At 69.6% G+C, this 17,608-nt stretch carries 13 protein-coding genes and 5 pseudogenes; 6 read left to right on the top strand and 12 right to left on the bottom strand.

The window, feature by feature from the left end:
* Nucleotides 1-162: 162 nt before the first annotated feature.
* Together ACGFWI_RS34175 and ACGFWI_RS34170 are read right to left on the bottom strand one after the other, a co-directional pair.
* The gene (locus ACGFWI_RS34175; protein WP_393909933.1) at nt 163-579 is read right to left on the bottom strand and encodes a hypothetical protein; all 417 of its coding nucleotides are present in this window, start codon (nt 577-579) and stop codon (nt 163-165) included.
* A gap of 267 nt (nt 580-846) precedes the next feature.
* Nucleotides 847-1,566 (bottom strand): ATP-binding cassette domain-containing protein, encoded by a 720-nt coding sequence (locus tag ACGFWI_RS34170; protein WP_393909932.1) that lies wholly within the window; start codon nt 1,564-1,566, stop codon nt 847-849.
* A 168-nt stretch (nt 1,567-1,734) separates the two neighbouring features.
* Here ACGFWI_RS34170 and ACGFWI_RS34165 point away from each other — a divergent pair, with 168 nt between their 5' ends.
* On the top strand, nt 1,735-2,859 hold the full coding sequence (locus ACGFWI_RS34165; protein WP_393909931.1) for a PucR family transcriptional regulator: 1,125 nt from the start codon (nt 1,735-1,737) through the stop codon (nt 2,857-2,859).
* A 307-nt stretch (nt 2,860-3,166) separates the two neighbouring features.
* On the opposite strand, the gene ACGFWI_RS34160 is transcribed toward ACGFWI_RS34165, so the two are convergent.
* From ACGFWI_RS34160 to ACGFWI_RS34150, 3 genes and pseudogenes are all read right to left on the bottom strand, one after another.
* Nucleotides 3,167-4,036, bottom strand: a complete 870-nt coding sequence (locus tag ACGFWI_RS34160) for a 3-hydroxybutyryl-CoA dehydrogenase (protein ID WP_393909930.1) — start codon at nt 4,034-4,036, stop codon at nt 3,167-3,169.
* Nucleotides 4,037-4,221: 185 nt separating this feature from the next.
* Nucleotides 4,222-5,115 (bottom strand): annotated as a pseudogene (locus ACGFWI_RS34155) (aldo/keto reductase); the annotation flags it as partial.
* Nucleotides 5,096-5,959 carry a helix-turn-helix domain-containing protein gene (locus ACGFWI_RS34150; protein WP_393909929.1) on the bottom strand — a complete coding sequence of 288 codons (864 nt, stop codon included), beginning with the start codon at nt 5,957-5,959 and terminating at the stop codon, nt 5,096-5,098. The pseudogene ACGFWI_RS34155 and the gene ACGFWI_RS34150, both read right to left, overlap by 20 nt.
* A gap of 437 nt (nt 5,960-6,396) precedes the next feature.
* On the opposite strand from ACGFWI_RS34150, the gene ACGFWI_RS34145 reads away from it, so the two are divergent.
* Both ACGFWI_RS34145 and ACGFWI_RS34140 read left to right on the top strand, forming a co-directional pair.
* Nucleotides 6,397-6,837 (top strand): SRPBCC family protein, encoded by a 441-nt coding sequence (locus tag ACGFWI_RS34145; protein WP_393909928.1) that lies wholly within the window; start codon nt 6,397-6,399, stop codon nt 6,835-6,837.
* 263 nt (nt 6,838-7,100) lie between these two features.
* Nucleotides 7,101-8,276, top strand: a complete 1,176-nt coding sequence (locus ACGFWI_RS34140) for an epoxide hydrolase family protein (RefSeq protein ID WP_393909927.1) — start codon at nt 7,101-7,103, stop codon at nt 8,274-8,276.
* 333 nt (nt 8,277-8,609) lie between these two features.
* Here the strand turns inward: ACGFWI_RS34140 and ACGFWI_RS34135 are convergent, their stop codons facing one another.
* From ACGFWI_RS34135 to ACGFWI_RS34115, 5 genes and pseudogenes are all read right to left on the bottom strand, one after another.
* A complete protein-coding gene (locus tag ACGFWI_RS34135) occupies nt 8,610-9,599 on the bottom strand; it encodes a glycine betaine ABC transporter substrate-binding protein (RefSeq protein ID WP_393909998.1) in 990 nt (329 codons plus the stop codon).
* 183 nt (nt 9,600-9,782) lie between these two features.
* Nucleotides 9,783-10,055, bottom strand: a pseudogene (locus ACGFWI_RS34130) (ATP-binding cassette domain-containing protein); the annotation flags it as partial.
* Nucleotides 10,056-10,251: 196 nt separating this feature from the next.
* A pseudogene (locus ACGFWI_RS34125) lies at nt 10,252-10,898 on the bottom strand (ABC transporter permease).
* A gap of 52 nt (nt 10,899-10,950) precedes the next feature.
* Nucleotides 10,951-11,118: pseudogene (locus ACGFWI_RS34120) on the bottom strand (Lrp/AsnC family transcriptional regulator); the annotation flags it as partial.
* 345 nt (nt 11,119-11,463) lie between these two features.
* Nucleotides 11,464-12,009, bottom strand: coding sequence for a DUF1707 domain-containing protein (locus ACGFWI_RS34115; RefSeq protein ID WP_393909926.1), 546 nt, complete (start codon nt 12,007-12,009; stop codon nt 11,464-11,466).
* A gap of 679 nt (nt 12,010-12,688) precedes the next feature.
* Between ACGFWI_RS34115 and ACGFWI_RS34110 the strand changes: the two genes are divergently transcribed.
* Both ACGFWI_RS34110 and ACGFWI_RS34105 read left to right on the top strand, forming a co-directional pair.
* Nucleotides 12,689-12,880, top strand: a complete 192-nt coding sequence (locus tag ACGFWI_RS34110; protein WP_393909925.1) for a hypothetical protein — start codon at nt 12,689-12,691, stop codon at nt 12,878-12,880.
* A gap of 345 nt (nt 12,881-13,225) precedes the next feature.
* Nucleotides 13,226-13,879, top strand: coding sequence for a class I SAM-dependent DNA methyltransferase (locus ACGFWI_RS34105; RefSeq protein ID WP_393909997.1), 654 nt, complete (start codon nt 13,226-13,228; stop codon nt 13,877-13,879).
* 6 nt (nt 13,880-13,885) lie between these two features.
* Here the strand turns inward: ACGFWI_RS34105 and ACGFWI_RS34100 are convergent.
* Nucleotides 13,886-14,194: pseudogene (locus ACGFWI_RS34100) on the bottom strand (transposase); the annotation flags it as partial.
* Between the two features lie 460 nt (nt 14,195-14,654).
* On the opposite strand from ACGFWI_RS34100, the gene ACGFWI_RS34095 reads away from it, so the two are divergent.
* Nucleotides 14,655-15,668 (top strand): DUF4331 family protein, encoded by a 1,014-nt coding sequence (locus ACGFWI_RS34095; protein ID WP_393909924.1) that lies wholly within the window; start codon nt 14,655-14,657, stop codon nt 15,666-15,668.
* Nucleotides 15,669-16,042: 374 nt separating this feature from the next.
* Here ACGFWI_RS34095 and ACGFWI_RS34090 read toward each other — a convergent pair.
* Nucleotides 16,043-17,608 (bottom strand): LuxR C-terminal-related transcriptional regulator (locus ACGFWI_RS34090; protein WP_393909923.1); only part of this gene is annotated, 1,566 nt, incomplete at its 5' end.

Genomic DNA, 17,608 nt, shown 5'->3' with positions numbered 1-17,608 from the left:
CACGACGTCAAGGTGCAGCCATCGGTGATGGAGGCGGCCTTCTGGACTTCGCCTCTCACTGGGCCGTCCGCCGCGCGAGGTGGGGAGCGGGGCAGACGGCCGGAAGGCCCGCGCCCGGTCGAGGACGCGACCCGACGGTGCCGCTGCATAGCACTCATGGCATCAGTCTGTCCGATCCGGCGAACCCGAGGGCGAATCCCGCTGGGCACGGTCTGCCCGGCCGGGCGGGTGTGGGAGCTCGGTGCCGGTCAGGTCGCCGGCGGTCAACGCGATCCACAACGACAGGACCGCAAGAGGAAGTTCGACCAGGAAGGCGGTGGCCAGAGCGACGAGAATGCCGCCCGCCTCCCCACGGGGCGTGGTCATCACGTCGAACCAGGCATCGACCACCAGCATGGTCGTCACCGCCACGGCCGCGAGATTCACCTGCCGGTGTCGTCGGTGGGCGAGCACCGCCGTCAGCAGAATGACGGCGGCCAGGCCGATGTCGAATCCCACCCACGGTGCGTCGTAGGAGGCCAAAGTGGCTCGCCGGGGCAGCGTGAACGCCAGGTACAGGGTCCAGGGGACGAGCGCCACCCCGAGGATGGTGAACAGGGGAACGACCCACCGTGGTGTCGGACGGATTCTCAGCATGCCGCCGACCCCGGATTTCCGCACCGCTCTCACACGCACACCTCTGCATCGTCGGTACCGCCCAGTCGCTACCGAAATACCATGAAGAGGTCCTACCCGCCCACAGCACCCGAGTGCTGGTGGTGCACGAGAACCAGAATCCGACAGCCGGAAGCCGCCAGTCTTCGTCACACCATGCCTCGGCCCGCGTCCCGCGACCGGCCGGCGCTGTCAGGTCTGCTCGGTCTCCGGCCGGTCGCCGCGCTCCCGGGCCCGGCCGGGGGACGCCGCCAGCAGCTCCTTCGTATACGGGTGGGCGGGTGCGCCGAACAGCCTCTCGGTGCTGCCTTCTTCGACGAAGCTGCCGTTCCGCATCACTGCCACCCGGTCGCTGATGTGCCGGATCACCGCGAGGTCGTGGGAAATGAACAGCAGGGCGAGGCCGAGGCGGGAGCGCAGGCCGTCGAGGAGATCGAGGATCTCGGCCTGCAGGGAGACGTCCAGTGCGGAGACCGGCTCGTCGCACACCAGCACCGCCGGTCGGGGCGCCAACGCGCGGGCGATCGCGACGCGTTGGCGCTGGCCGCCGGAGAGCTGGTGGGGCCGGCGGGACAGGTGGTGCTCCGACAGACCAACCAGGGAGAGGAGTTCGCCCACCCGGGTGGCGCGCGGGGCTTCGCGGGGCAAGGCCTCGGTGAGGATGCGCTCCACGGTGAGGCGGGGGTCGAACGAGCCGTACGGGTCCTGCTGGATCAGCTGGATGCGGTGCCTGCGGGCGCGGCGCCGGCGTTCCGGGAGCGCGGACCACGCCGCGCCGTCGAGGAGGACCTCCCCATCGTCCGGCCGCAACAGCCCCAGTACGAGGCGGGCGACGGTGCTCTTGCCCGAGCCCGAGCCGCCGACCAGACCGAGCGACTCGCCGGCCCGCAGCCGCAGGTCCACACCGTCCACCGCCGTGCGCTCGCCGTAACTCTTGCGCAGGCCGCGGGCCTCCAGGACGACGCGGGCCCCGGTGGCGGTGACGGGTGCCGCGGTGCGTGGAGCGGGGGCGGCTTCCAGCGACGAGCGGGTGTAGGGGTGCCGGGGAGCGGATCAGCTCCTCGCGCCCTGCTGAAGGGCGTGCAGCCCGGCCGGGAGGTGTTGCCCGCGGAAGCCATCGACAGTGACCATGAGTTCGCCCGGCGCGGCATCCCGCTCGACCGCGTGCTGCGAGCGACCAGGATCGGACACGTTTACCTGGCACGAGAACTCACCCGCGCCATCGACCGGCACGAGGCCGCACCGGACCGACTGGCCGAGACCCAGCGCGTCAGCGAGCTGCTGTTCGACTACGCCGATGTCCATGCCTCCGCGATGGCCGAGGAGTACATCCTCGAACGGGAACGCTGGCGCAACAGCACGGCAGCCGCCCGGCTCGCCGTCCTGGAACGCATCCTCGCCGGAGAACACCTCACGGCCGAGGCCCACGAGAACGCCGAGCGAGTCCTCGGCTATCCACTCAACCGCCATCACGTCGCCTGCATCCTGTGGACCGTCCCGGGCGACGACGGCGCCTTCCCCAACCCCGGCCTGTCCGCCGTCGCCACCCGGATCGCTCGCACCATCAACGAAGCCTCGGTCCTGGCCGTACCGGTGGACCGGGCGGTCAGCTGGCTCTGGATCGGCTCCCACCACAAACCCGGCGACGACCTGGCCCGGTACCTCCGCACCGCCCTGTCCCGGCATCCGGAAGTACGCGGCGCCCTCGGCCCGCCGGCCCACGCGATCGACGGACTGCGCCGCACCCACCTGTGCGCCCGCGAGGCCGCACGAGTCGCCTGGCAGAGCGGCCGGAGCGATCTGTGCGACTACCGACAGGTCCGCCTGGCCGCGCTCATGACGGCCAACACCGAACAGGCCGGCTGGTTCGTCCACGACATCCTGGGGCCGCTGGCCACCGATCACTCCCGCACAGCCGACCTGCGCCAGACCCTGCGCCACTACCTCGCCTCGGGACGCAGCCTGCTCCACACCGGGGAACAGCTCCACATCGCCCGCAACACCGTCGCCTACCGCGTCAAGAGCGCCGAAGCGCGCCTGGGACGCACCGTGGGCCCGGACGACCTCGAAACCCGGGTCGCCCTCGACGTATTCGACCACCTCGGCGACGGACGGCCGGGCCCTGCGAGCCTTGGCGACCGGCGAGCTTCGAACTCCACCCCACCGGAGGTGACGGGCAAGGCCCGCGAAGCACCGAACGACTGACACCGTCCGCGCGACACATCCCGGAAGGTACCAGGCACCCGGTCACCGCCGAGCGCGGTTCACCGAACCGGGCCGGTCGCTGGGCAAGGGTGTCGCGGATGATCGCGTTCCCTTCCCGGCCCGGCACCGCGCGCGGGCCGGGGGATCGACGTACGCCGGGGCGGCCGCGCGACCGCCTCCCGGGTCATGGGCTTGCGGCCGGTGGACGGAGCACCGCGCGCAGGGGTACGGAGTCGCCCGGTCAGGCGCCCCGCACCCCCGCACCACAGCAGTCGCGGCCCCTCAGCCCCGACCTGACCCGGGTCCCTCAACCCCGGTCGTACGTGTGGAACCCACGGCCCGTCTTGCGGCCGAGCAGCCCCGCGTCGACCATGCGCAGAAGCAGGGGAGGCGGCGCGTAGAGGGGTTCCTTGAACTCGTCGTACAGCGATGCGGCGATGGAGGCGACCGTGTCGAGGCCGATCAGGTCGGCCAGCTTGAGCGGCCCCATCGGGTGCGCGCAGCCCAGTTCCATCCCGGCATCCACGTCGGCGGCGGAGGCGAAGCCGGATTCGGCCATCCGGATCGCTGACAGGAGGTAGGGGATGAGCAGGGCGTTGACGACGAAGCCGGCCCGGTCCTGAGAGCGGACCACGGTCTTGCCCAGTGTCGTGCTGACGAACTCCTCGGCCGACGCGGTGACACGCGGTGAGGTGTGCAGGGACGTGACGACCTCCACAAGGGGCAGCACGGGCACCGGGTTGAAGAAGTGCAGCCCGAGGACGCGGTCGGCGCGCCGGGTGGCCATGCCCAGGCGCATGACCGGGATGGCGGAGGTGTTGGTGGCCAGGATCGCTTCCGGATCTTCGACGATCTTGTCGAGGGCGGTGAAGACCTCCGTCTTCGCCTCGGTGTGCTCGACGACGGCCTCGACGACGAGCTGCCGGTCGGCGAGGTCGTCCAGGCTGCCGGTGAAGACCATACGCGTGAGCGCGTCCTCCGCCGAGATCCGGTCCAGCTTCCCCCGCTGGACGGCGCGTTCCAAGGAGACGGCCACCCGCTCCCGGGCGGCACGGGCGGCCACCGCGTCCGCCTCGCAGACGACGGTGTCCAGCCCGGCGCGGGCGCACACCTCGGCGATGCCGGCCCCCATCTGACCGCCGCCCACCACTCCCACCCGTCGGATGTTCCTGTTCATGAGCGCGCCTCCGCGTGCCGGACAAGGTGCCGGGAGTAGGCATCCGGGGTGAAGAAGGGGGGCAACTCCCGGGCCATGGCCGTCCGTTCGAAAAGCGCGCGGACCTCTTCGATCCGGGCCCAGGGGTATTGGGCCCCGAGGGCGGCGGTCTCGTCGTCGAGCACGTGCTGCACCGTTTCCCGGTCGGCGTTGGTGAGCTCGTCGACCTGCTCGGCGCTCAGGCGCAGCGTCGCTGCCGCGAGGTTCTCCTCCAGGTGCGGAACCTTCGAGGTGCCGGGGATGGGCAGCATGACCTCGGAGTGGGCCAGCAGCCAGGCGAGCGCGACCTGGGACGGGCCGGCGCCGTGCGCGGCGGCGACCCGATGGAGTGGTCCGCCCGGACGGGCGGGTGCTCCGGCGGCCACCGGTGCCCAGGGGATGAAGCCGATGCCCTCTCGGGCGCAGTGGTCGAGGACGTCGCGCGAGCTGCGGTCGGTGAGGTTGTAGCGGTTCTGGACGGTCACGATGTCGGCGGTCTCGCGTGCCTCTTCGATCTGGTCGATCGTCACCTGGGACAGTCCGATCGCCACGATCTTGCCTTCGTCCTGGAGGTTCTTGAGTTCACCGACCTGGTCTGCCAACGGGACCTTCGGGTCGACGCGGTGCAACTGGAAGAGGTCGATGTGGTCCAGGCGGAGCCGCCGCAGGCTCATCTCGGCTTGCTGCCGCAGGTACTCCGGACGTCCCACAGGCGGCCAGGCTTTGGGGCCGAGGCGCACCACTCCCTGATCCGTCTCGATGATGTCGGGTCCGTTGCGGGTGAGTCCGGCCTTGGTGGCGATGAGCACGTCGTCGGCGTAGGGGTGAAGAGCTTCCCGGATGATCTCTTCACTGACGCAGGGGCCGTAGGAGTCGGCGGTGTCGATGAGCTGGACGCCGAGTTCGACGGCGCGGCGCACCACACGGACGCATGCGTCGCGGTCGTCGGGCTCACCCCAGACGCCGAGTCCGGTGAGGCGCATCGCGCCGAAGCCGAGGCGGGTGATCTTCTTGCCGGCGATGTGGAAGCTTCCGGAGGCGTCAGCGAGGGTGTCGGTCATCGATGGCTGTTCCTTTCTGCGCGGAGGTGTGCTGCTCGGCCCGGCGGCGTAGCAGGATCAAGCCGTCGCTGCTGGGGCTGCCGGGCTCCGCGCTGTAGAGGGACAGGTGCTGGCCGGGAGCGCTGGTGATGGCCAGCGCCTCGTAATGCAGGTGGAGTTCGCCTGCCTGGGGGTGGTGGAAGTGCTTGTCCTCGTGGGTGCGCGGGCGGATCTCGTAGCGTGCCCACAAGGTCGCGAAGGCCGGGCTGTGGACGCCGAGGCTGCCAACGAGACGCTCGATACGCTCGTCATCGGGGAACTGCGCCGACGAGGCGCGCAGGTTGTTGACGGCGATGTCGGCCGCCTTGTCCCAGTCGCCGTAGAGCTCGCGGGCGAAGGGATCAAGGAAGATCATCCGCAGCAGGTTGTCGTAGCGGGCGAATCCGCGGTACAGCTCCTGCGCCATCGCGTTGGCGGCCAGGATGTCCTGTGACGGTCCGACCACGAACGCGGGTACGCCGCTCAGGCCGTCCATCAGCCGCAGCAGCTCCGGGCTGACAGTCCTGGCCGGGGCCGGAGACCGTGCGGGTGTGGGCAGGCCGAGCCGGAACAGGTGAGCGGCAGCGTCGTCGTCGAGCCGCAGGGCCCGTGCGATCGCCTGGAGCACCTGCTCGGAGGGGTGCCTCTCGCGGCCCTGTTCCAGACGGATGTAGTAGTCGGTGCTCACCCCGGCGAGCAGAGCCACCTCGTCTCGCCGCAGCCCCGGCACCCGCCGTGAGCCGTCGTCGGGGAACCCGGCCTCCCGGGGTGTCGTCACATTGCGCCGGGCGCGCAGATAGTTTCCGAGCTTGTTTTCGCGGTCCACGACAGGGACGGTAACGCGACTCGGACGGCCGCCGGGTAGGTGCGGCGCACCCTCCCACCTCGCCCGCACTGCTCCTAACGTTGGCGGCATGACCAGGCAAAACGCGGACCGCACCACGGCTTTCGTGACAGGAGGCCCGTGCGGAATCAGCGCCCGGGTCTGCCGTCCCCTTGCCATGCACGGCTACCACTTCGTTGAGCCGCGGACGGCACCCACGCCTGCGCCACCGCCCAGAGCATCCGCGACTCCCTCAGCACTGTGGGCGCCCCGTCTCCGCAACGGCAGCGGCGCCGACAGGCACACGATCACGCGAGCCCGGCGCCATGAACACCGAACTGCCCAGCCCCATCACCCCGAGAGCTACCACCGCCCCGGAGCACCCTGGTTACCGGCTGGTCGCCCCGCCCCAACTCGCATACCGGTACCGGAGAACACTGATGCCCGAAACCTTCGCCAGTGCGGTTGTCCCGGGTGACGCCGCGGCCGTGTGGCGCACCGTACGCGACTTTGGCTCCCTCGCGGCCTGGCAGCCCGCTGTCGCGCGAAGCGACCTGCGCGACGGTGGCGCCTCTGACCGCGTCGGCAGCGTCCGTTCCCTGCTCATGGCCGACGGCGCAACGGTTGTGGAAACGCTCGTCGCGCTGGATGACCACCAAAGATCGCTGACCTACGACATCGTCGAATCCCCTTACGCCGTGCGGTTCTACCGCGCGATCCTGCAGGTCCTGCCGCTCACCACCACCGGCGAAGCGTTCGTGTGCTGGTCGGTGGTCTTCGACTGTGAGGCTTCTGACGCCGACGCACTGGTCGTCTCCTTCCGCGACGGCATCTTCGCGACAGGACTACGTGCCCTTGCCGAGCGCTTCGCGACACCCTGACCGCCAAAATTGCTCACGTCACCGCCCGTTCGCTGAGGGGCGTGGAGGACACGTGTTGTCATCCCTGGCCGGAACCCCCGTCCTGCCGGGCACGACCGTGTCGGGCCGTCACCCTCAGCCGGGGACGGCCGTGTTGGGCCGGGCCAGGCGACGGCTTTCGCCGTGTGCCGTGCCGTTCGTCCACGCATCATCCGCCACGCCGCGCGCGTCAGGCGCACGGATCCCGATCCGGTGGTCGTTGCCGCCGCGCTAGCATGCGTCCCATGCCGGACGCCCCACCCCGCCCCGAGCCGTTCACCCCGCAGACCGCCCCCGCGGCGCTCGAGGACCTCCGGGCGCGGCTGCGCGCGACGCGCTGGCCGGACGCGCCCGAGGACGCCGGGTGGTCGCTCGGGACCGACCTCGCCTACCTCCGCGAGCTCGTCGCCTACTGGGCGGACGGGTTCGACTGGCCGGCGCAGGAGGCGGCGCTCGCCCGGCTTCCCCGCTTCCGGTTCCCGCTCGGGGGCATCGGGATCCACTTCGTGCACCACCGGGCCGCCGCGTCTGCCGGGCCCGCCCTGCCGCTGGTCCTCAGCCACGGCTGGCCGGACTCCTTCTGGCGCTACGCGAAGGTCATCCCACTCCTCACCGACCCCGGCGCGCACGGTGCCGACCCCGCCGACGCGTTCGACGTCGTCGTGCCCGACATGCCGGGCTACGGGTATTCCGACCGCCCAACCGGCCCGCCCCTCGACGCCGTTGCCGTCGCCGGCCTGTGGGCCCAGCTGATGAGCGTCCTGGGCTACGAGCGGTTCGGCGCGGCGGGCGGGGACATCGGCAGCCACGTCAGCCGCTACCTCGGGCTCGACCACCCCGGCCGGGTCGTGGCCGTCCACCGTATGGACGCGGGCCTGCCCGTCTTCACCGGCGACCCGGCGGACCTCGCGCCCGAGGAGCGCGCCTGGCTCGACGGCGCCGTGGCCTGGGGCGGGAGCGAGGGCGCCTACACCGCCATGCACCGCACGAAGCCTCAGACCGCCGCTTTCGGGCTCACCGACTCGCCGGCCGGCCTCGCCGAGTGGATCGTCGAGAAGCTCCGAGCGTGGAGCGACTGTGACGGCGACATCGAGCGGTGCTTCACGAAGGACGAGATCCTCACCAACGTCACGCTCTACTGGCTCACGGGGACGATCGGCTCATCGATGCGCATGTACCGCGCGAACGCCGCGATCCCTCCCGCTCAGCACGCCCGCCGGGTCGAGGTGCCGTCCGGCTTCTCACTCTTCCCGGGTGACATCGTCCGCCCACCGCGGGCGTGGCTCGAACGCACGGCACACGTCGTGCGGGTGACCGAGCCCGCGCGCGGCGGGCACTTCGCGCCCTTCGAGCAGCCCGAGCTCTACGCGGAGGAGCTGCGCGCGTTCTTCCGCCCCTACCGTGCGGCAGCGAAGGGCTGAGGGCGCCGCCGCGCGCGGGCGCGGCCGTCAGGCACCGCATCGAGTACGCGCTCACCCAGCGGCCCGAACGAGCCTTCACCTTCGGTGAGTTCGGACCGCTGGGCATCCCCCCCACCGCCGGGTCTTGCTGGGCAGCGGAGCCACCCCAACCGGAATCCGGCAACCTTTCACCGCACTCACCGCACTCACCGCACCACCTACTTCCACGGCTGCTACTAGGGCGCGTCGTTCGGATCATGGTGTCCCGGCCCTCCGGACGGCAGCTTCTACGCGAGCGGCAGGGCGACAGGGCGCTCTCCTCCTGCTCGTCGGATGCTCGTGCGAATCCGTCTGTCAGCCTTCCCGGATGAAGCCCTCCCGCACCAGCCAGTCCTTCGCCACCTCGTGCGGGTCCTCCCCGTCCACGTCCACCCGCGCGTTCAGCCGCTGGGCTTCCGCCCCCGTAAGCCGCTTGGTGATCGGGGTGAGGAGGTCGGCGATGGCGGGGTACTTCCTCATTGTGGCGCTGTTCATCTCGGGTGCCGCGTTGTAGTTGGGGAAGAAGTGCCGGTCGTCCTCCAGCACCTTCAGCTTGAGTTCGGGAATGCGGCCGTCGGTGGTGGCCGCCACGCCGAGGGCGCAGGCCGCGCCCTCGGCGACCTGGGTGTAGACGACGCCGTCGTCCATCTTTTTGAAGTTCCCGCGCCGGAGGGCGAATCCGTACGTCTTCGCCACGCCCGGCAGGCCGTCCTCGCGCACCGAGAACTCGCTTCCGCCGCAGATCGTCGCCGCGCCCGGGTCTTTCTTCGTCAGACGTGCCACGTCGGAGAGTGTGCGCAGCCGGTACTTCTGCGCATTCGCCTGGTTCGCGACCAGCGCGTAGGTGTTGTTGAGCGGGGCGGCGGACAGCCAGGTGATGCCGTTGCGGCGGTCCTCCTCGCGTACGGCCTCCCACTGCTCGTGCGGGTCGACGACCCGCTTGGTGTGACCGAGGTAGGTGATCCAGGCCGTGCCGGTGTACTCGTACATTCCGTCCGCCGCACCGGACTTGACCGCCTCGCGGGCACCGATCGAGCCCTGGATGCTCGTCCGGTCCAGGACATCCGCGCCGGCCGCTTTGAAGACCAGCCCCATGATCTGGCCCAGGATGATCTGCTCGGTGAACTCCTTTGAGGTCACGGTCAGTTGGGCGCCATCCAGCGGTCGCCCCTTCCCGATGGAGCCGGGCTGCACCGAGTCGGCCAGCGGGCTGCCGCTGGTCAGTCCGCAGCCGCTCAGCCCTGCGACGGCGAGCAGCAGGGCGCCCGCGCCCGCGACGGCCGTCCGTACCTGGGCCAGGCGCATCAGTCCACCTCCAGGCCGCGTGGGCGTAGCGGCAACTCGACGAGCGTCCCCAGCCAGTCCATGATCAGCGCCATGGCGACCGTCAGTACGGAGCCGAGCACCAGCACCGGCAGGCAGCGGCGACATCCCGATGCCGCGCGCCGCCTCCACGAGTGCCGGTTCGGTGGCCCTCGGGCCGGCCACGGTGTTGCTCATCTCCTCGACCCGGTCCCGCACCTTCGCGCGGGGCCGGCCGGCCATCCTCGGTACGAGCCCGATGTTCTCGGTGACGGTCATGTGCGGGAAGAGACCCGTGGCCTGGATGGCGTAGCCGATGGTGCGGCGGAGCGCCACGGGGTTGATGCCGGTGACGTCCTCGCCGCCGAGGGTGATCTGCCCCGAGGTCGGCTCGATCAGCCGGTTGATCATCTTGAGGGTGGTGCTCTTGCCGCAGCCCGAGGGCCCCACAAGGATCACAGTTTCGCCGACCGCTTCGTCCCGGGCCACGTCCTCCACGGCCGGGGCTTGGCTGTCCGGATAGCGCTTGGTGAGGTTGTCCAGCCGGATACTCGCGCCGGCGGCGGCCGGCCGGTCGGGCCCGGCGGATCGGGCGGATCCGCCGGGGCCCGCGGCGCCGGACGTCGGGGAGGTCGGTTCGACGATTTCGGCAGAGTCAGGCACGGATCCCCCGTGAGATGGTGAGCCGTCCGATCAGCACGTACCCGGCGTCGAACGGCAGGGCTGGGACGACGATTCCGAGCGTCCCCGACAGTACTTCGTTGAGCGTGCTCGCACTGCCCAGGCTGGAGATCCCGCGGAAGATCTCGTTGCCAAGCCCGGGCCCTGAGGCAAAGGCCGCGATCGCCGCGATGCCCATCAGCATCTGGGTCGACACCCGGACACCGGTGAGGATTGGCGGCCGGGCGAGGGGTAGTTCGACCCTGAGCAGCTGGGCGAAAGTGACATCCCTATGCCCTTGGCGGCCTCGACGAGGGCCGGGTCGACTCCGCGTAACCCGACGACCGCGTTACGGACCACCGGCAGCAGTCCGTACAGCGTCAGCGCGATGACGGCCGGCGCGACGCCTAGGCCGACGACCGGGACGAGCAGGCCGAGGAGAGCCAGGGAGGGGACGGTGAGGATGCTTGCGGTCATGGTGATCGCGAGGTTTCCCGCCCACTCGGTGCGGTAGATGAGGACGCCGATCAAGACCCCGAGCACCGTGGCGACGCCCATGCACGGGAAGACGGCGCTGGCGTGCTGATAGGCGGCCACCAGCAGCAGCTGGCAGCGGGTGCCCAGGTACTCCCAGAAGGTCACTTCTCGGTCGCTCCCTCAAGGCTGGTTCTCCAGCGGTCAGCGGTCCATATGGCGCCTGCCGCGACGCCTGGCGAACCAGTGGAGTGATCCGGAGCGGCACCGGATTCTCCAACGTGATCGCCGTCGAGGCCCGCACGATGCCATCGAATCCCACCATCCGGTCGATCACGCGCTGCAAGTCGGCATTCGAGCGTGCCACCAAACGGCACAGCATGTCACCACCCCGCCAGCGGCGAGGAGTACTTGGGCCGCACCCGACGGGAGCCGCATCACCGGCTCAGCAAACTCGCACTGCTCGCCAACCGCTGACCCACCCGGGCATCCGACATGACTCCCCCCGGTGGCGAGGGGACGGTACCGGGTCGGAGGGATTCCCGGTGTCCGTGACAGATCGTTTGACACGGATGACGGCGTCGCCGGTACGCGGGGGGCGTACGAAACGGCTGGACCGGGGCGGACGCCCCTCGCCACCACGGCCTGATCATCCAACCCGGTGACGGTGGGACGGCGCAGCCGGTCAGCGGGAGGGCTGACAAGCAGGAGGGCCCTGGTGCCGGACTGGACCTCAGCGTCGTGCGTGGCGGATCGTCAACCGTCCGTACTCCATGGCCCCGGAGATCCGGATCGTCGGCCCGCCACCGGGGCGGGGGCGCCGCCCGGTCTTGTAGCGCGGGTCCTTCCACACGGTGCGCAGATCCTCGACCTCCACGATCGCGTCGCGAGGCACCGTGATCTTGGCCTTGCCGGCGCCGAGTTGCAACTCGACGTCGATCACCGGATGCTCGATGACCGCCCGTGACAGGTCCAGGTGCAGCCTTCCGAATGCGGACTCAACCTTGAGGACCCGAGGTACCCGCCACGCGCCGCGCCGCTGGATCCGTCCGCTGGCGGCGGAAATCGTGGACATGGTGTCCGCCTTCTTCTCCGGGAGCGAGGCCAGAGCCGGCACGAGCTCGCCGTGCGTCTTGGCGGTGAGCACCTGGTGGAGGCGTTCGTCCATCTCCTCGTGCGAGATGTGCCCTTCGGTGTACGCCTCCTGCAGGCGCTGTACGGCCGTGTCGCGGTCGTCTTCGCCGATCAGTGGCGATGGGTCTTCCGGCAGCGAGGTCACCGTTTCACCCTAGTGCCGTGCCGGCCATGCGAACGCGCCGAGGTCCGTAACGGGCAAGGCATCAGATGGAGAAGCCGACCGCTCCTCATCATGGCCTTGATCGCTCAACCCGGCGAACCTATGCGGTCACAGCACTAACTACCTGCATCTCTGTGGTCCGAGGAACGCTCCGGCCACCCTTCTTCATGAGGGGACTCGGTGCCGCTCAAGAGGCGTCCTCCCGCGCCGAACTGCGTATGCGAGGGACCGGGGAGAGCAGGATCGGCGCCACGGCGGAGAGGAAGAGCAGGCCGCCACCCAGAGAATCGCGCGCGGGCGAAGCTACCGAGCCAAGCTCCCAGCACCGGGCCGGACGGACGGAGGACTCCCACTCGACGCCTCTCCTGGCGCTCTCCGGACCGAGGCCAGGGGCTGCCCCTCGGCCATGTAACCGTCCATCACCTGCTCACACGTCACACGCTCACCACCCGCTCACCCGCACCGCCGGGACTCCCTGCCGTCCTGGCCCGCTCGGCTCCGGTCTGCCGGACCACAAGAGAAGCCGGGCAGGGCTTGGTACGGACCGTAGACCGACCGACCGGGAAACGTGCCCCGCCGAAGTAGCCGCGTGCGCACAACAAGTCCGCCGGTTCGCCAGGGAATTGCGGTCAGCCTGGTCGAGGGGGTCGTCGAGCAGCGGATGACTACCGTTGAGCAGGTACGCACAGCGGCCACAGACGCCCTGTCCACGCTGCCCGACGCCCGGGTGAACGAGCAGAACATCCTTGCCGCTGCTGATGTACTACGCGACATGGCCAGGCGCTGGGCTCACCTGTCGCCGGGCGAGGAACTCGTCGTGGACTGGCCCGAGAAGCCACGGCACCGCCGATAACGACCGCCCGCGCTGGGGTGCTCCCGCAAGGGGCTGTCGGAGCTGCCGCACGAGAACTGCTGGACGCTCGCCGAGGATGCCGGGAACGCGACCCCGTCACGGGACGGCCCTTAGCCACAGGGAGACATGGGGAGACATAGGGAGACCTGGTGAAGCACAGCCACCCACCCATCCGGGCGATCAGGGCAAGGCCCCTCTCTGTTCAAGTGATCCGCCGCGGGAAGCCGCGCTCGAAGCCGTACCTCGCCCTGCCGATGCCCCTGTCGGCTGACAACAACTCCTGAGCTTGGTGCTTTGAGGTGGTCTCATTTGGGTGTTGGGTAGCCTGCCGTCGTGAGCATCGGAATGAACGGTGAAGGCTGGTTAGCAGACACTCGGACGTCGTACGACACTGTCGCGACTAGCTACGCGGACCAGGTTCGCAACCTCCTGGCAGAAACGCCCGAAGAACGCGCGGTCATGGCGAGGTTCGCCGCCCTGGTGCGAACCGGCGGCGGTGGGCCGGTTGCGGACGTGGGATGCGGGCCGGGCCGGATCACGGCCCACTTGCGTGAACTGGGCGTGGATGCGTTCGGGATCGACCTGTCGCCCGGGATGATCGAGGTGGCTCGGCGTGATCACCCGGGCCTGCGGTTCGAGGTCGGTTCCATGACGGACCTCGACCTCGCCGATGCCTCGATGGCTGGTCTGGTTGCCTGGTACTCGCTCATCCACGTCCCCGACGACGAGATCGGCTCGGTCTTCAGGCACTTCCAGCGAGTGTTGCGGCCCGGTGGCTCGCTGCTACTCAGCTTCCACGTCGGTGATGAGGCGCGGCTGAAGACGCAGGGCTACGGCGGCCACCCGATGAAGGTGTACGTCCATCGTCGTCAGCTCGGCCACATGTCCGCCTGGCTCAGCGATGCCGGCTTCATCGTCGAGGCGCACAGGATTCTCAGCTCAGCCGAGAGCACGCTCGGGGGAATCCTTCTCGCGCGCCGCCAGCCTGCTATCCAGTAGGGGCCCTCATCCGGTGAGTCGCCGGAGGCAGATCAGAGTGCAGGCGATGCCGGCGAAGGCGAGAAAATGGTCGGCCTTGCGTTCGTAGCGGCGGTGGAGCCGGGCGGCAGGCATCGAGCCAGGCCATAGACCGTTCAACGCCCCATCGGTGGCGTCCCAGGTGTGTCGGGGACTCGATTCCCCGTCGTGCCAGGCGGTGGGTGGTGCCTTGGTGGCGGAGTCGTTGTCGCAGGTGGCGGTAGTCGTATCCCTTGTCCCATGGGGCTTGCCGGGGTTGCGTCGTCGTGGCACGCGCCGCGAGCGGATAGGCGGTATCGCTACCAGAGCGAGGTGTTCGGCCCGGTCGCCTGCGCTCTCCCTGCCTGGCGTCTGCTCGTCGGCACCGACCAGGCAGCACGGCACGGTGAGCGGCCAGCGTCACGGCCCGGGAGTTCGCCGTACTGCAGGTCGCCCAGGCCCGGACAGGGATACCGGCCTTGCGCTGCGGTGGATGCGACCTGCGCGGGCCGGCCCTGGACATCGACGCCACGCAGGTCACCTGCCACTCCGGGAAGGAGCAGGCGACGGCCACGCAGACGGGCCACCCCGTTGGCGGGTTCCGCAGCTGAACGAAGCCTGCGTAGCCGTGAATCCGATCGATTTGACAGCTTTCATGCTCCAATATCTGGATCAAGCCTGATAACCGCCCTAGGGGGAACACCACACCCGCGTTCCCCGGCGCTAGATCTTGGCCGCGCCTGGCGGTAGGCCCATCACCAGCGAAAGGACATGCAGGATGTCGAATCACTTCACCGGTCTCAGCCTTGGCGCACCGCTCGGGGACCAAAGGCTCGACCTCTGTGACCTCTACGCGTTTCAGTCCCCCACTGACCCGGCGAGGACGGTGCTCATCCTCAACGCGAACCCGAATGCCGATGCTCTGCACCCTGATGCCATCTATCGTCTCAACATCGACAATGACGGGGACTGCCTCGCCGACATGGCGATCAGTTACGTGTTTTCTGCACCGCAGGACGGCCGTCAGACATTCAGTGTCTTCATGGCAGAGGGCGATGAGGCCCGCTCGGCCGAAGCCGTCGGACAGAAGGTCGTCACTGACGCCGAGGTGTCGTTCGGCACCGTGGCGAACCGCGTCACCTCTGGTCCCTACACGTTCTTCGCCGGTAGTCGTAGCGACGCCTTCTTCTTCGACTTCGACGGGATCAAGAACCTCTTCGATACCACCGGCGGCAGGAACTTCACCGCCCCTCATCTCGGTGGAAAATCGCCGTGGACCGGTGTGGACTCGAACACGGAAGCCAACGTGTTCTCGACGGTCGTGGAACTGCCGACGAGTGAGATCCGCGCTAATCCCGAGATCCGCATCTGGGGCCGTTGCAGTGTGCGGAAAAATGGCCAGCTCGTCCATGCCGACCGTGCAGGCCACCCTTCAGTGAGCAGCTTCTTCAACACCGACGAGACGAAGGAGGAGTACAACGCCAGTGAGCCGGTGAACGATCGTGATCGTTGGACCGATCAGTTCGTTCATCTCATGGGGCACACCGGCAACTACACACGAGAAGAGGCGATCGCGGCGATTGACGCCGACCGGATCCTGCCCGACATGCTGGTGTTTGACCCCGCGAAGCCTGCGCAATACCCCAACGGCCGGGTCTTCACCGACGACGTCATCAACTACCGTCTCTCCTTCCTCTCGGACGGGGACATCCCTCCCACCGGGCTCGCGCCACACACTGACCTTCTGAACGAGTTTCCCTACCTCGGCAATCCGCACCCCAAGAGCAAATAACCCCAGAGTTTCATCGGCGGCGGCGTCCGGGTCTTGAGCGGGAAGGCGGAAATGCCTTCTGGGCTGGGGCGATAGGGCTTGTCTCAAGCGCTGCAGACTTTCCGCACGGCGGGACATTTTCGAGCGGGGAGTCTGCAATCACGCTGTGCTGGTAGGGGACGTAGAAGTCCGCCGGGATGGTGGCGGAGTCCGCTGTGGCATCGGCCTTGACGTCCCGACGGTCCGGCCGCCGGGGTGTGAGCGGCGGACGGGTCCGGGCGGGCGGGGGAGGCGTTGGCGGTATGGGGCAATGCGGCGAACCGGGACGTGGAGGTGTTCGCCGAGCCGTACCGCTGATTTTCGAAGATGTCCTGTGTCTCGTCGTCGAGGACCGTTCAGTGGTCCGGGGCGGTCAGAGGGTTGCCGGTGAGCATGGCCGAGACGACTTCCGTACGGGACCGCAGGCCGGTGCGTGCGAACAGCCGTGACAGGCGGTTGGCGACGGCGTCCTCGCTGAGCTGCAGCACGGTGGCGATCTGGCGGTTGGTGAGCCCCTCGGTGATCAAGGTGGCCAGCAACTGCTCGTTCTCGGCGGTGGCCTGTCTACGGCCGGGGACGGTCAGCCCGGCCTCGCGCATCGCGGCCCTGGTGTGGAAGCGCCGCAGCACGGAGCCCGTCTCGCCGTACAGTTCGTACGCCTCGTGCAGCAGCTCCGGGGGACCCGCGTTTCCGGCCGCCGCCGAAAGCGTGACCGCGGTCTCGAAGGGCTGTCCCCTCGAGCGGGCCAGGTCCACCGCCTCGTGCAGCATTTCGCGCGCGGTGCCGGAGCCCTGCCCCAGCACCCGGGCGGATGCCAGCAGGTACAGCAGCCGGGTCCGTCCGCTGCCGGTGCGCCCGGCGAGCTCCTCAAGGCGCCACAGACAGGTCGCCGCCGCGTCGGCCCGGCCCGTCTCCGCCCGGACCGTCGCAAGGGCGGCGGCGAGCTCGTCGGTTCCGTAGACATAGCCGCGCGCGTCGGCCTCGCGCAGTCCGCGCCGCAACGTGTGGTCGGCCGCGTCGGGACGGCCCATGGTCCGCAGCACCTCGGCTTCGGCGACGTTCAGGAAGACCTCCAGGGTGCCGTTCCTGTTCCCGCGCTCGCCGGAGATCAGGCGGGCGGCGCCGACCGGCTTGCCCCTGGCCACCAGGATGGCCGCCGTCCCCGCGGCGATCTGATGGTGCTGGGGCGCCGCGATGAACGTCTGGTCCTTCGCGACCATAAAGCGCGCCAGCGCCAGCGCGTCGTCCCATCGGCCCTGGAGTTGGAGCAGGAGGAAGCGGGTGCCGGGGGGAAGCGCCTCGGGTGGCACGGTGCGGTCCTTCAGCAGGGCCATGGCACCGGACAGGTCGGCGGCGCCGAGCAACTGGAGGGCGTACCCGGCCGTTATCGAGTACAGCGTTTCCGTGGGAAGGCTGGGCTCCGGCGGCGCGGCCAGGTTGCGTGCGAGCACGTCGGTCCGGCCCTGCACCATGTTCGCGACGGCCTGTGCCAGTTCGGGTATCAGCCGGGTGTGCGGGTTCGTGCGCCACACCGCCTCCGTCCGCGAGAGCAGGTCCAGCACCTCCTGCCACCGCTCGGTTATGCACAGCGCCAGGGCCCGCGCCGGCACGGCGGCGTCCGGGGGCAGCGGCAGGCGGTCCCACCACTCGGCCGAGCCCATCCGGGACAGCTGCGGCCAGTCCTTCTTGGCGGCGGCCGCGACGGCCTGGATACTGGCGACCTCCTGGAGTTCCTGGCCGGGGAGCGCGTCGGAGGGGTCGCGCAAAATCGCCTCCGCCGCCCTGCTCGCGGTCGGGTGGTCGCCCACGACCCAGGCGGCCTTCACGCACCGCAGCAGCGCCAGTTCGCGGGCCGCCGGATCCTCGATCAGACTCAGCGCCGCCCGGAACCACCGCAGCATGCCGCGGTCCTCGGGGTCGGG

The organism is Streptomyces sp. NPDC048434, from assembly GCF_043200375.1.
Classification (GTDB): Bacteria; Actinomycetota; Actinomycetes; order Streptomycetales; family Streptomycetaceae; genus Streptomyces.
The sequence above is the reverse complement of the archived record's forward strand: the minus strand, read 5'-3'. Positions and strand labels throughout refer to the sequence as shown.